The organism is Sulfitobacter mediterraneus (assembly GCF_016801775.1).
GTDB classification, from domain to species: domain Bacteria; phylum Pseudomonadota; class Alphaproteobacteria; order Rhodobacterales; family Rhodobacteraceae; genus Sulfitobacter; species Sulfitobacter mediterraneus_A.
The window spans coordinates 1,239,033-1,253,038 of sequence record NZ_CP069004.1 but is presented as its reverse complement, the minus strand read 5'-3'; the positions used below and the strand labels follow the sequence as shown (position 1 = coordinate 1,253,038).

Below are 14,006 nucleotides of genomic sequence, written 5' to 3'. Positions count from 1 at the left end.
CTGCCGGCTGTGATGCCGTGCTTTGAAGACATGGTGAAAACATGACCGCCTGGCCGGATGGCTATGGGCGGCATGTTTTTGATGTGCTGGATTCAACCCTGTCCGAGGCGGCGCGTATGGCGCCCACGTTGTCCGGACCTGCGTGGATACTGGCGCTGGAACAAACCAACGCGCGCGGGCGGCGCGGGCGGGCCTGGTCCACCCCGCGTGGCAATTTTGCAGGCACCCTGATCATGCGGCGGCGAGAAGAGCCGGGCGTGGCTGCCCTGCGCAGTTTCGTGACCTCACTGGCGCTCTATCGGACCTTTGTCGAGGTCACGGGGCAGGCACAGGCTTTTGCACTCAAATGGCCCAATGATGTATTGCTCAAGGGCGGTAAGGTCGCGGGTATTCTGCTGGAAAGCATCGGCGATCACCTGGTGATCGGCATCGGCGTCAATCTGGCCCATGCCCCCGGCGCCGGTGAGGTCGAGGCGCGGGCGCTGACGCCGATGTCGCTGGCCGGAACGCTGGATATCAATGTCGCACCTGAGGTGTTTCTGGACGTACTCGCGGCGGAATATGCGGTGCTGGAGACCCAGTTTACCGCACATGGATTTGCCCCGATCCGCCGGGCGTGGCTGTCTCATGCGGCCAAACTGGGCGAAGTGATCACTGCCCGCACAATGCGGGATGAAACCGTTGGCACCTTTGAGGATGTCGATGAGGCGGGCAATCTGATCTTGCAAACGGCCAATGGCCGCGCCGCGATCACAGCGGCGGATGTCTATTTCTAACCCAAAAGGAGGCCAAGATATGCTTCTGGCCATTGACTGCGGCAACACCAACACGGTTTTTTCGATCTGGGACGGGGAGAAATTCCTCTGCACCATGCGAACCTCGACCCATCATGCGCGCACGGCGGATGCCTATTTCACGTGGTTCTCGACCTTGCTGGAACACTACGGCATTGATCCAAAGATCACCGAGGTGATCATTTCCTCTACCGTGCCAAGGGTTGTGTTCAATCTGCGGGTGTTCTCCGATCAGTTTTTTGGTTGTCGCCCGCTGGTGGTGGGCAAGCCTGACTGCCTGTTGCCAGCGCTTCCGCGTGTGGATCAGGGCACGATTGTCGGGCCAGACCGTTTGGTCAACACCGCAGGAGCCTTTGACCGCCATGGCGGCAACCTGATTGTGGTGGACTTTGGCACTGCGACGACCTTTGACGTGGCGGGCCGGGATGGTGCCTATGTGGGCGGCGTGATCGCCCCCGGTGTAAATCTGTCACTCGAAGCGCTGCATATGGCCGCCGCCGCGCTACCGCATGTGGACATTACCAAGCCGCAGCGTGTAGTAGGCACTAATACCGTCGCCTGTATGCAATCGGGCGTCTTTTGGGGCTATGTCGGGCTGGTCAAAGAGATCTGCGCCCGGATCAAGGCCGAACGCGACCAGAAAATGAAAATCATAGCAACCGGCGGACTGGCCCCGTTGTTTGCGCAAACCGAAGATCTATTTGACGTCATCGAAGATGACCTGACGATGCACGGGCTGACCGTCATCCATAAATACAACAAGGAAAATGCTTACTAATGAGCAGTGAAAGATTAATCTACCTGCCCCTCGGTGGGGCCGGTGAAATTGGCATGAATGCCTATGTCTATGGCTATGGGAAACCGGGCAAGGAGCGGCTGATCGTCGTGGACCTTGGCGTGGCCTTCCCCGACATGGATGGCAGCCCCGGCGTGGATCTGATCCTGCCCGATATTGCCTGGCTGAAGGAACGCCGTGACCAGATTGAGGCGGTGTTTATCACCCACGCCCATGAGGATCATATCGGCGCCGTGGCCCACACCTATGACATGCTGCGCGCGCCAATCTATGCGCGCCGGTTCACCGCCAATATCGCCCATCGCAAGATGTCTGAACACGGTCACCCCGAAGACGCGATCAGTGTTGTCGGGGCTTATCCAGAACAGATCAAAGTCGGTCCATTCAGCATCAGCTTTTTGCCGATCTCGCATTCGATCCCTGAATCCTCGGCCATGGTGATTGATACACCTGCGGGCCGCGTGATCCATTCGGGTGATTTCAAGATCGACACCACGCCGGGTGTGGGTGAGGCCTATGACCCCGATCTTTGGGCCGAAGTCTGCAAGGATGGCGTCAAGGCGCTGGTCTGCGACAGTACCAATGTCTTTTCGCCCGCGCCGGGCCGGTCTGAAGTGACCGTTGGCCCCGAGATTGAAAAGCTGGTTTCAAGCGCCGAAGGAATGGTTGTCGCAACCACCTTTGCCTCCAACGTGGCGCGGGTGAAAACCCTTGCCGTGGCGGGGGACAAGGCCGGGCGGTCGATTGTCTTGCTGGGCCGTGCGATGAAACGCATGGTCGAGGCGGCGCTGGAAACCGGGGTGATGAAGGATTTCCCCAATGTGATCAGCCCCGAAGAGGCCCGCGCGGTGCCACGCGAAAATCTGATGCTGTTGGTGACGGGCTCGCAAGGCGAGCGCCGTGCAGCCTCGGCGCAGCTGGCGCGGGGCAAGTATCAGGGGATCGAGATGAAGGAAGGGGACATGTTCCTGTTTTCCTCCAAGACCATCCCGGGCAACGAACGCGGCGTTATTCGCATCATCAACCAGTTCTCTGAAAAGGGAGTGGATGTGGTGGATGACAGCTCCGGTCTTTATCACGTGTCCGGTCACGCCAACCGCCCGGATCTCGAAACGCTGCATGATGTGGTCAAACCGCAAGTGCTGATTCCGATGCACGGCGAACACCGCCATCTGCGCGAACATGCCAAGCTGGCCGAAGCCAAGGGCATCAAAGGTGTGCTGGCTGTGAACGGCATGATGATTGATCTGTCCGGCAATGAGCCGAAAGTGGCGGAATACATCGAAACCGGCCGCACCTACCTGGACGGTTCGGTGCAAATCGGTGCGCTTGATGGTGTGGTGCGGGATCGTATCCGCATGGCGCTGAATGGGCATGTGACCGTGACTGTGATCATGGACACCGATGACGAACCTCTGGGCGATCCTTGGGTGGATATGATGGGGCTGCCGGAAACGGGCCGATCCAAGGCACCGCTGGTCGATGTGCTGGAGGAAGACCTTCGCCAATGGCTTGGCCGGTCCAAGGCAGCGACATTGCGCGACGATGACAAGCTGCACGATGGTCTGAAACGCGTGGTGCGTCAGTCCGCACAGGACGAAATCGGCAAAAAGCCGGAAGTAACAATCGTGGTGAGCCGGCTGAGTTGAGCCGGTTTTCCACCCATGCAAAACAAAAGGCCCCGCAAATTGCGGGGCCTTTTTTGTACGCGTGTCCGTTTGATCAGGTCGCGTTGCGGCGATCATCAAAGCTGAGGCCAATAAACTCTGGCGTGTGATCACCCAGACCCACCACCTGATGGCCACCACGATGATCGTTGCGGCCACGGCCACGTTTGTCATTGCGGCCCTTCTGGCTGTTGTCGCGGCCCTGTGTCTCGCGGGGTTTGTCATCCTGCTTGGGCTTGCCCTCGGATTTGGCCTTGGGGGCTGCCTGTTCCTGAGCGGGCTTTGAAGGCGTTTCCGCCGTTTGGGCCGCCTCTTTGGGCTTGTCGTCTGACTTGCGGGAGCGCGAGCGGCTGCGCTTGGGTTTTTCGCCCTCGGCGCTTTCTGCTGGCTTGGTCTCTGCTTTGACGTCCTCTTTCGGCTGACCCTTGGCCAACGGGTTGTCCAGGCGCGGAATTTCGTTCTGCACCAGACGTTCTACGTCTTCGAGGTTCTTCTCGTCGCGCGGCACGCAGATCATGATTGCGGTGCCATCGCGCCCGGCGCGGCCTGTGCGCCCGATGCGGTGGACATAATCTTCGGCATGGCTGGGCACGTCGTAGTTGAAAACATGGCTGACAGAGGGCACATCCAGACCGCGCGCAGCCACGTCAGAGGCCACAAGGATCTTCAGCGCGCCTTCGCGAAAGCCATCAAGCGTTCTTGTACGCTGGCTTTGGTCCAGATCACCGTGGATCGGCGCGGCATCATATCCGTATTTTTTCAGTGACTTGGCAACGATATCCACATCCATCTTGCGGTTGCAGAAGATAATGCCATTGGTCAGTTTTTCGCCCTCGGCGTCGATCAAAGTGCGAAGCAGTTTGCGTTTCTCTGACCCTTCGCGATCTTTGCGGGAGGCTTTGAACTTGACCACACCTTGGGTGATTGTCTCGCTTGTGGTGGCCTGGCGGGCAACCTCGATCCGCTCTGGATTGCTGAGGAAGGTGTTGGTGATCCGTTCAATCTCGGGGGCCATAGTGGCAGAGAAGAACAATGTCTGGCGGGTAAAGGGGGTCAGGCCAAAGATACGTTCGATGTCGGGGATGAACCCCATATCAAGCATCCGGTCAGCCTCATCCACAACCATGACTTTGACGTCATTCAGGATCAGCTTGCCGCGCTCAAAATGGTCAAGCAAACGGCCCGGCGTGGCGATCAGGACGTCAACGCCCTTGTCAATCAGCAGGTCTTGTTCCTTGAACGACACCCCACCAATGAGCAATGCCTTGGTCAGTTTGACGTGTTTGGCATAGGTGTCAAAGTTCTCGGCCACCTGTGCGGCGAGTTCCCGTGTGGGGCATAGAACCAAAGACCGAGGCATCCGCGCCCGCGCCCGGCCACGCGCCAAAAGCGTGATCATCGGCAGCGTAAAGCTGGCGGTTTTACCGGTGCCGGTCTGGGCAATGCCCAAAACATCACGGCCAATCAACGCAGGGGGAATAGCACCCGCCTGAATGGGGGTAGGGGTTTCGTACCCGGCCTCTTCAACGGCCTTGAGCACTTTGGGATTCAGATTCAGATCAGAAAATTTTGTCATGTGTATCCGATAAAAGCGGACACGCTTGGCCCGCAGCAGCAGTTCATGTCGGCCCGCATGGCCCAAGGGGCGGCCACCCGGCCGCTACATGTTGCGTTCGCATAACAACTTGGTGCTATCGCGTCAAACAGATGTGCGATTAGAGCAAAAACTGCGGGAAATGTGTGGACAATGTTGCCTTTAAGCCAAGATTGGCCCGCTTGAGCAGGTCAAAACCCGCCAACCTTTCCCGCATTGCGGGTGTATCTGCGCAAAGCTCGTCAAAGAACGCGCGCAGTCCAGCCTCGCCATCTTCGGTTTCGATCATTGTCAAAAGCTCATGCATCGACAACCCGCCCTTGTCGCGGGGTTGGTTCGGCGCAAGTTCCGCGCGGTAGGACCCTTTGGCGACGCGGAACCGATATGCGGCCATCCATTTGTCCCAACTCGCGGCGTGCAGGTGGGCGAGATCAATATCGGGATGTTGCTCTGGCCCTTTGAGCATCTGATCGTTTTGAAAAGCGTTGTGGATCTGCACTCGAACGTCGGGCAGTCCGGTGCGTACAAACACCTTGCCGGCCAGATGGCTGAGAAACCCACCTTTCACATAGGCGCCGTAAGTCGGGTAAAGGTCGCGCACGATCTTGGCCCGGTCAGGACCGTTGGGAATGAAGGCTTTGAACGCGGTGCCGTCACCTGCCAGCGCTTCCATCGGGCGAATGCGGGCGATTTTCTGGTCTGCCGGGCAGGCGGCAAGGGAGGCCGCAACAGACCGGGATGACACCAGAAACTCATCCACATCCATATGGATCAACCAATCGACTTCGCTCGCCCGTTGATAGGCCTGCGTGGCATTGGCCGATTGCCGGACCTGATGTTTGCGGGGCCGTTTCATACCCAGCCGGTCCCAGTGAGCGGCATCACAGCGGGTCACACGGACCTTGGGATGTGCTTTGAGCGCGTCAAAGGCGGCGGGGTTGTCATCGTCCAGATAGAGATAGATCCGATGCGCGCCCGCCTCCAGATGGTAGGCGGCAAATTGCAGAATTTCCGCGGCAGGGGCGAGGACAGTCGCGCTCAACCCCCAAGTGGTCATTACACCATCATCTCCTTGGTCGCGGTCAGGCGCACGTCGGGATAATCGCGCTCAACCCGGTCAATGTCCCACTGCAAACGGGTGAGATAGACAATGTCGCCATCATGGTCATGGGCGATATGTTGTTTGTTGCTATCCGCAAACTTTTCAACGGCTTGCGTATCACCGTTCACCCAGCGTGCCGAGGTGAATTGTGAGGCTTCAAACCGCACAGGCAGTCCATATTCCAGCTCGATCCGGCTGGCCAGAACTTCGAATTGCAACTGCCCCACAACGCCGACGATAAAGCCCGAACCGATGGAGGGTTTGAACACTTTTGCCGCGCCTTCTTCGGCAAATTGCATCAGAGCTTTCTCAAGGTGTTTGGCCTTGAGAGGATCACCCGCACGCACCCCTTGCAGCAATTCGGGCGCAAACGACGGGATGCCACTGACCCGCAACGCTTCGCCTTCGGTCAGGGTATCGCCGATGCGCAATTGGCCGTGATTGGGAATGCCGATGATATCGCCGGCCCATGCCTCTTCGGCCAGCTCACGGTCAGAGGCCAGGAACATCACTGGATTGGTGATCGACATCGGTTTTTTGGTGCGCACATGGGTCATCTTCATGCCGCGCAGAAAATGCCCCGAGGCAAGCCGGACAAAGGCCACGCGGTCGCGGTGCTTGGGGTCCATATTGGCCTGCACCTTGAACACAAATCCCGACACTTTCTTTTCTTCGGGCAGGATGTGACGCGGTTCAGCCGACTGGATTTGCGGCTCCGGGCCAAATTTGGCGATGCCCTCCATCAGTTCCTTGACCCCGAAAGAGTTGATTGCGGAGCCAAACCAGATCGGCGTCAGTGATCCTTCGGCCATCAATCTCGCGTCCATGGGCGGCATCAATTCGCGCACCATTTCAAGATCTTCCTGCAACTTTTCCAGCAGGTTGGCCGGCACATGTTCGGCCAGTTTTGGATCATCCAAGCCGTTGATCTCGATTGATTCCGAGACCTTGTTGCGATCGGCGCGGTCCATCAGCTCAAGCCGGTCGCGCAGGATGTCATAGCATCCGATAAAATCGCGTCCGATCCCGATGGGCCAGCTGGCTGGGGTCACGTCAATGGCGAGGTTTTCCTGAATTTCGTCAATGATCTCAAAAACGTCCCGGCTTTCGCGGTCCATCTTGTTACAGAAGGTCAGGATCGGCAGATCGCGCATCCGGCACACTTCGAACAGCTTTTGCGTCTGGCTTTCCACACCCTTTGCACCGTCAATCACCATCACGGCTGCATCCACCGCCGTCAGCGTGCGATAGGTGTCCTCGGAAAAGTCGGAGTGGCCGGGTGTGTCCACAAGGTTGAAGCGGAACTCTTTGAAATCGAAGGACATTGCCGAAGCGGAAACAGAGATGCCACGGTCCTTCTCCATCGCCATAAAGTCAGAGCGCGTGCGCCGCGCTTCGCCCTTGGCACGGACCTGTCCGGCCATCTGGATCGCACCCCCGAACAGCAGGAATTTTTCCGTCAGGGTGGTTTTGCCCGCATCAGGGTGACTGATGATGGCAAAGGTCCGGCGACGGGCGATTTCCGGGGGCAATTCGGGGCGGTTCTTGAGGTTGTCCAACATGGATTGGCATATAGCGATGGCGCAGCGCGGCGGCAAGCGGGCTTGGGCGGCGGTGATGGGCTGCTTTACGTCGGATCTGGTTGGCGCAGGGCTGACCTGCCCGTTAGGGTGGCTGAATGGAATCAGATTTAACCCTCCCGATCTCACTTGCCGCGGCGGCATTGAACATGGCTTTGGCCCTCGTCTGCGGGGGGTTGATCGGATCAGAGCGCCAGGTGCGCCGGCGTATGGCGGGGCTACGGACCAATGCATTGGTCGCGCTTGGTGCGGCAAGTTATGTCGTGTTTTCAAGCCTTTTCCCCGATGAATTAAGCCCGACACGGGTGGGCGCACAGGTGGTGTCCGGCATTGGTTTTCTGGGCGCGGGGATCATTTTCCGGCATGGGTTTACCGTGCACGGACTGAACACTGCGGCAACCTTGTGGTGTTCTGCTGCGGTCGGTTTGTTGGCCGGTGCGGGGGCGCCATTGTTTGCGGTGCTTGCCACAGGCATGATCATTTTTGTCAATCTGGGCCTGCGGCCCTTGGTGAAATTTCTCAAAACCAAGACCTCTGCTGGCATGCCGATTGTAACGGAGGCGCATATCACGGTGTCTTGTCAGTCCAAGCATGAGGCGGATGTGCGGTCTTTGCTTCTGAACCGTTTGCCGCCTCCTGAATTCCATGTCAGCGGGTTGGAACGTCAGCGCGAGGATGACAGCGGGGCATTGCGGCTGGAACTCAGTGTGACAGTGGCGGGTCCGTCGGATGCGCCGCTCAAGGAAGCGCTTGATCCGCTGATGCTGGACCTCAAGATCAGCAGCCTGCGCTATGAGGCGGCCGGCGACAGCTAGCGTTCGCATCCTAGCCCCGGCTGGCGCGGCGCAGCAGTCTGGCGGGGCTTTCCCTGCCAAAAGGGGCGGCGGCGATTTCAAATGCGGCATGGGGGCGGTCGGAATGGCCAGGGATTGCAGCCCCCCATCGGCGCGACATTTGGCTTGGCAACAAGGTGCGATTGCGGCGGGTGATCCGCATGGTTTCGACGGCGATGCCTTCGGCAAAGATGATCTGGTGATTGTCGAAAACCAACTGATAATATTCAACAAAACCACCCTCTTGCCGGGTGATGATCTGGCCGTCAACAAGATGCTCTGCCTTGATCATCACTTCGGCGCGGCCAAGGCCCAGACGGTCGTCCCGCTGATAGATGAACAGGCTTTGATCCTTGCTGAGCAACAGATCGTTTTGGTTGTTCAGCGTTCCGGTCGGGATCAGAACCGGGGCCAGATCCCCGACCGCCCGCAGCGTTTGCTGCCCGATCCAGCGTAGGGGTTGCGCACCGTCGTCACGGGTCATGATCAGATCGCCGGGAACCAAATGTTCGACGGGGGTTTGCTGTCCGCCCGCCCGTGTGATCAGGGTGCCGCGCCCCAGTGACACCGTGCCGGATTGCGCAAAAAACAGTCGCGCATTGTCCGGGTCAATATCCACCAGTGCATAGGGCACACCGGGCATCAGGGGCGAGAAAGGATGCAGGAAAACCGCGCGGTTGGCACCTGATGTGTTTGTCTCAACAAGCAAGAGCGCATCCATCATCATCCCCATTGGCGACATCATGCACAGCCGCGCTTCCAACAAAAGTTGAGCACCCGCGCGTGCCACAGACGCACCATCGGCAACCTCAAACAGGTTGTCCGGGCCGGGATGCAGGGCCAGAACCTCCGCTGGTGCATCCTTGGCCAAGGTATATTGATCGTCCAACACCAAATCAGAGGCACCAGTCAAAACATCCCCTTGATTTGCGCCCTGGCTGACGCGGAAGTCATCACCGCGTATCACGGCAAGCTGATGCGGATGGGACGTGCGAGAGGCTGGCATGGCAGGATCCTTTGCAGTTTTGCGATGATTTACCTGAAACCGTGAGAATTCCGTTAACCGGTAAGGATGATGTATCGGTGCTGGCTTCGGATCGTGGCCGTGGTAGGTCTTGCACAACAGATGGAGGGAATCGCGATATGGATCTTGGGATCAAGGGCAAAAAGGCACTGGTGTGCGCATCTTCAAAAGGCCTCGGCCTTGGCTGCGCCGAGGCATTGGCGGCGGCTGGTGTCAATCTGGTTATGAACGCACGTGGCGCCGAGGCGCTGCAGGCCTCGGCGGAGCGTCTGCGGCAGGCTTACGGTGTTGAGATCACCACAGTGGCGGCGGATGTGGCCACCGCAGAGGGCCAAGCGGCCGTGATCGAGGCGGCGGGCGACATTGATATTCTGGTCAACAACGCTGGCGGCCCGCCTCCGGGTATGTGGCATGACTGGGACCGCGAGGATTTCATCAAGGCGCTGGATGCCAATATGCTGGCTCCGATTGCCCTGATCAAAGCCAAAGTGCCGGGCATGATGGAGCGTGGCTGGGGCCGGGTGGTCAATATCACCTCGCAATCCGTGCGCGCGCCGATTGGTGTTTTGGGCCTGTCCAATTCGGCCCGCACCGGGCTGACCGGGTATGTCGCTGGCACCTCGCGGCAGGTGGCGAGCAAGGGCGTGACGATCAACAACCTGTTGCCCGGCATTCATGCGACCGACCGCGCAGATATGCTGGATGGCGGCGTGGTGAAGGCCCGCGGCATTTCTCTTGATGAGGCCCGCGCCGAACGCGCAGCCACAATTCCGGCAGGGCGCTATGGCACCTCGGACGAATTTGGTGCGACCTGCGCGTTTCTGTGTTCACAACATGCCGGTTTCATCGTCGGGCAGAATATCCTGCTGGATGGTGGTGCGACCAATATCACGATGTAATGGCTGAGAAATTTTCGCTTAAGGATCACCTGTTCAATCCGGATTCGGTGGGTGATCTGGCATCCGAATTTGCCAGCGCCTTGCCCGACTTTGACGCCGCCCGTTTCCAGCGGGAGGCGCTTGCAGGCTTTGCCGAGCGGGAATTGCTGGCGCGGATGGAGTGGATGGCCGATTGCCTTGAAGCGCAGTTGGCCCGCGATTTTCCCACCATGGCCGCACAGCTTGAAGCGGCGATGCCGCCTCCGCTTGATCCGTCATTGACCGATGATGATTTTGGGCGGTTTATCCACGGTTTGCCCGGCATTCTTGCGGTGCGGCATGGGCTGGAGGATCACCGGGAACGGGCGCTTGATCTGCTTTATCAGGCGACCAAACGGTTCTCGATGGAGTTCTACATCCGACCCTTTCTGAACCGTTGGCCGGATGAAACACTGGCGCGGATGAACCGTTGGGTTGAGGATGAGAATTACCATGTGCGCCGCCTGGTAAGCGAAGGCACACGCCCGAAATTGCCATGGGCCAAGGCTGTCACCTTGAGCAGCGATCAGACTTTGCCATTGCTGGCGCGGCTTCATGCGGACAAGACCCGATATGTGACAAGATCGGTCTCTAATCACTTGAATGACATTGCAAAAACCCAACCCGATGTCGTGGTGAATCTGCTTAGATCCTGGGATGACAGTGGCAAGCAAAGTGCCAAAGAACTGGCGTGGATGACCCGGCATTCCCTGCGCACCTTGATCAAGCAAGGGCATGGCGGGGCGCTGGATCTGCTTGGCTACCGCAGTGATGTCGATGTGGCGGCGCAGGTCAGGCTGGGACAAGAGAGCTATGCCATCGGCGAAGTTCTGAGCTTTGAGGTGGAACTGACTGCCAAGCAAGAGCTGCCTGTGCTGGTGGATTACCGCCTGCGATTTGCGCGACCGCAGGGCAAGAGCGCGGAGAAAGTGTTCAAGCTCAAGACTGGCAAGATCACGGCTGGCAAACCTCTGATCCTGTCCAAGAATCACCGGCTCAAGGGCGATGCGACAACCTTTACCCTGCATCCGGGTGCGCATCAGGTCATCTTGCAGGTCAATGGTGTCGATGTGGCCACGGCGGATTTTGAGCTGACCTGAGGGATGACAACCCATCACATTCCTGACAGCGGCGCCTGCGACAACTGGCGGGGCTGGTGGTGCTCGACTAAGGCTGATCCACAAGTTGATCTGCGAAAGGCTTTACCATGCAAACCCCTGTTCTGATTGCGCTCTTTGCGGCGGTCCTTGTTGCCAGCCTATTGGTAGCGCCGCGCCGCGCCAGCGTTGAGGGGTTCTTTGGCGGGCAGGGGGTGGATGGCCGAGCGCCCGGTCTCTGGGTCTTGGTCCTGTCGCAGGTGACCACCTGGATATTTGCCCGATCCCTGATGAACGCAGCGATTCTGGGCTATTATTACGGGATTGCGGGCACCTTGGCCTATGCCGCCTATTACGGATCGTTCCTGACGGGCGGCTATATCGTCGGGCATCTGCGGCGCGGCGGCGCAGGGTCCGTGCAGGATTGGTTGCAAGGCCGGTTTGGCGCGGTTGGCACCGGGTGCTACAATCTGGTGATTGCATTACGGCTGTTGTCCGAGGTCTTTGCCAATCTTTTGGTGGTGGGGCTGATTTTCAACGCTGTGCTTGCGGGCAGTGGCACGGGCGCGATCTTGATCGTTGCGGTGCTGGGGCTGGCCTATTCGGCATGGGGCGGTTTGTCTGCCGCGCTGCGCACGGATGTTTTGCAGATGGCGGTGTTTCTGGTGGTGTTTGGCCTTGCCTTTGGGGCGCTGTTGGCGGCACCGGGGTTTGATCTGCCTGCCGTTCTGACCGCACCGGGCGTTTCTGGTGCTTACAACGGCTGGGTGCTGCTGTTGGTGGCGGGGCTACAGGTTTTCTCCTATCCCGCGCATGATCCGGTGATGATGGATCGCGGGTTCATCGCGGATCCCGCGACGACACAGCGTTCCTTTCTGCATGCCTTCTGGATCTCGACCCTTTGCATCATCGGATTTGGCTTTTTCGGAATTCAAGCTGGGCTGTCCGGTGCGGATTATGAGGGACAATTGATCGGCACATGGGCGCTCATGTTCCCGCCTTGGGTCTTTGTGGCGTTAATGATTTCGCTGCTGGTGTCCGCGCTCAGCACTTTGGATTCGGCCCTGTCCTCTGCGGCGCGTCTGGTGGTAGAGGAGTTGCGCCTTGCGCCCCGGTCCCTTGGTGGCGGACGTATTGTGATGCTGGTGTTTATGACTGCTGGCACTGTGCTGACGCTGTGGGGCAATGCGACGCTGTTTGATGCAGTGGCGGTGTCTGGTACGGCGTCGATGTTCCTTACACCCGTGCTGATTGTCGGGTTGGTGATGGGACGGCCTGTGGCACTTTGGGCTTATCTGGTGGCCTTCGGCGCAGCGATTTTGGGTGCCTTTGCCTATTTCGCCCGCAGCTGGCCGACGGTGGCCGCATTCCTGCCGGAGGGGCACAAATACGAACAACTGCTGGTGATCTGCGTGGTGGTTTTGGTCGCAGGTTTTGCCGCAGTGCTTGCGGGGATGCGGCGGGGCTGATAGCTGGTTTCCGAGTGATTTTATCGGATACCCATGACTGCCCCTGTTCCCCGCCTTGAGATCAAAGACCTGCGCCGCACCTATGAGGGGCGGCCGGTTGTGGATGGTGTGTCTTTGCAGATCATGCCGGGGCAGGTGACCTGTCTTCTGGGCCCGTCTGGCTGCGGCAAATCCACGACATTGCGGATGATCGCCGGCGTTGAGATGCAGGACAGCGGCACGATCCATGTGGATGGCAAGCTGATCTGCGACACGGTGTTTCGTGTCCCGCCTGAGCGGCGCGAGATTGGCTTGATGTTTCAGGATTTTGCCCTGTTTCCGCATCTAAGCGTAGCAGACAACGTCGGCTTTGGCTTGAAGACCGGGACCAAGGCGGAAAAACGCAAGCGGATCGAAGAGCTTCTGGAACGCGTTGATCTCAAACGGTTTATCGACGGTTATCCGCATCAGCTTTCCGGCGGCGAACAACAACGCGTGGCGCTGGCCCGTGCGCTTGCCCCGCGTCCGCGCATCATGTTGATGGATGAGCCGTTCTCGGGGCTCGACAACCGGTTGCGCGATGGCATTCGCGATGAGACCCTGAGCATCCTGAAAGAAGAAGACACGGCAGTTTTGCTTGTCACCCATGAGCCGGACGAGGCGATGCGGATGGCGGATGAAATCGCCCTGATGCGCAATGGCAAGATCGTACAGCAGGGCGCGCCCTATAATGTCTACACCCGCCCGATTGACCGCGCCTCGGTTGCGTTCTTTAGTGACGCCAATGTGCTGCGGGCCGAAGTTTCGGGCGCTTTGGCACAAACTCCATTTGGCCGGTTTTTGGCCCCCGGTGTGCCCGATGGCACCGCCGTTGATATCGTTTTCCGTCCCCAGCATGTGCGCATCGACTTTGATCGTGGCGGCAAAGGGCCAGCGCCCACGGCCACCGACGGCGCGGCGGCGCGGGCCGTGGTGGAACGGGCGCGCTTTATGGGCAACGAAAGCCTTGTGGAATTTCGCATGGATCACGATGGGTCATTGCTCAAGGCGACGGTGCCCAATGTGTTCCTGCCGCAGCCCGGAGCGGTGATGTGGCTGACCATCCGGCGCGACAAATGTTTTGTGTTTCCAGTCACTTGACCGGGGACTGATCG

Annotated in this window: 12 protein-coding genes; 8 read left to right on the top strand and 4 right to left on the bottom strand. The window is 58.9% G+C overall.

Annotated elements, in window-relative coordinates; all coding sequences use genetic code 11:
* The first annotated feature begins 41 nt into the window (after positions 1-41).
* From JNX03_RS06120 to JNX03_RS06110, 3 genes are read left to right on the top strand one after another with little or no spacing between them, the layout of a single operon-like run.
* Positions 42-776, top strand: coding sequence for a biotin--[acetyl-CoA-carboxylase] ligase (locus tag JNX03_RS06120; protein WP_203211522.1), 735 nt, complete (start codon positions 42-44; stop codon positions 774-776).
* 19 nt (positions 777-795) lie between these two features.
* A complete protein-coding gene (locus tag JNX03_RS06115) occupies positions 796-1,572 on the top strand; it encodes a type III pantothenate kinase (protein WP_203211521.1) in 777 nt (258 codons plus the stop codon).
* The gene (locus JNX03_RS06110) at positions 1,572-3,239 is read left to right on the top strand and encodes a ribonuclease J (protein ID WP_203211520.1); all 1,668 of its coding nucleotides are present in this window, start codon (positions 1,572-1,574) and stop codon (positions 3,237-3,239) included. Before JNX03_RS06115 ends, JNX03_RS06110 begins: the two co-directional genes overlap by 1 nt.
* A 73-nt stretch (positions 3,240-3,312) precedes the next feature.
* On the opposite strand, the gene JNX03_RS06105 is transcribed toward JNX03_RS06110, so the two are convergent.
* The 3 genes from JNX03_RS06105 to JNX03_RS06095 all read right to left on the bottom strand — a co-directional run bounded on the left by JNX03_RS06105 (position 3,313) and on the right by JNX03_RS06095 (position 7,515).
* The gene (locus JNX03_RS06105) at positions 3,313-4,833 is read right to left on the bottom strand and encodes a DEAD/DEAH box helicase (protein ID WP_203211519.1); all 1,521 of its coding nucleotides are present in this window, start codon (positions 4,831-4,833) and stop codon (positions 3,313-3,315) included.
* 139 nt (positions 4,834-4,972) lie between these two features.
* Positions 4,973-5,908: a glycosyltransferase family 2 protein gene (locus JNX03_RS06100; protein ID WP_203211518.1), complete on the bottom strand. Its 936-nt coding sequence runs from the start codon at positions 5,906-5,908 to the stop codon at positions 4,973-4,975.
* The gene (locus JNX03_RS06095) at positions 5,908-7,515 is read right to left on the bottom strand and encodes a peptide chain release factor 3 (protein WP_203211517.1); all 1,608 of its coding nucleotides are present in this window, start codon (positions 7,513-7,515) and stop codon (positions 5,908-5,910) included. Before JNX03_RS06095 ends, JNX03_RS06100 begins: the two co-directional genes overlap by 1 nt.
* A gap of 116 nt (positions 7,516-7,631) precedes the next feature.
* On the opposite strand from JNX03_RS06095, the gene JNX03_RS06090 reads away from it, so the two are divergent.
* The gene (locus tag JNX03_RS06090; protein WP_203211516.1) at positions 7,632-8,348 is read left to right on the top strand and encodes an MgtC/SapB family protein; all 717 of its coding nucleotides are present in this window, start codon (positions 7,632-7,634) and stop codon (positions 8,346-8,348) included.
* Between the two features lie 10 nt (positions 8,349-8,358).
* Here JNX03_RS06090 and JNX03_RS06085 read toward each other — a convergent pair whose 3' ends face one another.
* Positions 8,359-9,372: a Hint domain-containing protein gene (locus JNX03_RS06085; protein ID WP_203211515.1), complete on the bottom strand. Its 1,014-nt coding sequence runs from the start codon at positions 9,370-9,372 to the stop codon at positions 8,359-8,361.
* 137 nt (positions 9,373-9,509) lie between these two features.
* Between JNX03_RS06085 and JNX03_RS06080 the strand changes: the two genes are divergently transcribed.
* The 4 genes from JNX03_RS06080 to JNX03_RS06065 all read left to right on the top strand — a co-directional run bounded on the left by JNX03_RS06080 (position 9,510) and on the right by JNX03_RS06065 (position 13,992).
* Positions 9,510-10,289, top strand: coding sequence for an SDR family oxidoreductase (locus tag JNX03_RS06080; protein ID WP_203211514.1), 780 nt, complete (start codon positions 9,510-9,512; stop codon positions 10,287-10,289).
* Positions 10,289-11,407, top strand: coding sequence for a DNA alkylation repair protein (locus JNX03_RS06075; protein ID WP_203211513.1), 1,119 nt, complete (start codon positions 10,289-10,291; stop codon positions 11,405-11,407). The genes JNX03_RS06080 and JNX03_RS06075 overlap by 1 nt, the downstream gene beginning before the upstream one ends.
* Before the next feature lie 107 nt (positions 11,408-11,514).
* Positions 11,515-12,873: a sodium:proline symporter gene (locus JNX03_RS06070; protein WP_203211512.1), complete on the top strand. Its 1,359-nt coding sequence runs from the start codon at positions 11,515-11,517 to the stop codon at positions 12,871-12,873.
* Positions 12,874-12,906: 33 nt separating this feature from the next.
* Positions 12,907-13,992 (top strand): ABC transporter ATP-binding protein, encoded by a 1,086-nt coding sequence (locus JNX03_RS06065; protein ID WP_203211511.1) that lies wholly within the window; start codon positions 12,907-12,909, stop codon positions 13,990-13,992.
* Positions 13,993-14,006: the final 14 nt, after the last annotated feature.

Excerpts from the sequence above, each read along its gene's own strand:
- JNX03_RS06095 (WP_203211517.1), bottom strand. The coding sequence starts at position 7,515 with ATGTTGGACAACCTCAAGAACCGCCCCGAATTGCCCCCGGAAATCGCC.
- JNX03_RS06085 (WP_203211515.1), bottom strand. The coding sequence starts at position 9,372 with ATGCCAGCCTCTCGCACGTCCCATCCGCATCAGCTTGCCGTGATACGC.
- JNX03_RS06110 (WP_203211520.1), top strand. The coding sequence starts at position 1,572 with ATGAGCAGTGAAAGATTAATCTACCTGCCCCTCGGTGGGGCCGGTGAA.
- JNX03_RS06090 (WP_203211516.1), top strand. The coding sequence starts at position 7,632 with ATGGAATCAGATTTAACCCTCCCGATCTCACTTGCCGCGGCGGCATTG.
- JNX03_RS06105 (WP_203211519.1), bottom strand. The coding sequence starts at position 4,833 with ATGACAAAATTTTCTGATCTGAATCTGAATCCCAAAGTGCTCAAGGCC.
- JNX03_RS06115 (WP_203211521.1), top strand. The coding sequence starts at position 796 with ATGCTTCTGGCCATTGACTGCGGCAACACCAACACGGTTTTTTCGATC.
- JNX03_RS06080 (WP_203211514.1), top strand. The coding sequence starts at position 9,510 with ATGGATCTTGGGATCAAGGGCAAAAAGGCACTGGTGTGCGCATCTTCA.
- JNX03_RS06120 (WP_203211522.1), top strand. The coding sequence starts at position 42 with ATGACCGCCTGGCCGGATGGCTATGGGCGGCATGTTTTTGATGTGCTG.
- JNX03_RS06070 (WP_203211512.1), top strand. The coding sequence starts at position 11,515 with ATGCAAACCCCTGTTCTGATTGCGCTCTTTGCGGCGGTCCTTGTTGCC.
- JNX03_RS06100 (WP_203211518.1), bottom strand. The coding sequence starts at position 5,908 with ATGACCACTTGGGGGTTGAGCGCGACTGTCCTCGCCCCTGCCGCGGAA.
- JNX03_RS06065 (WP_203211511.1), top strand. The coding sequence starts at position 12,907 with ATGACTGCCCCTGTTCCCCGCCTTGAGATCAAAGACCTGCGCCGCACC.
- JNX03_RS06075 (WP_203211513.1), top strand. The coding sequence starts at position 10,289 with ATGGCTGAGAAATTTTCGCTTAAGGATCACCTGTTCAATCCGGATTCG.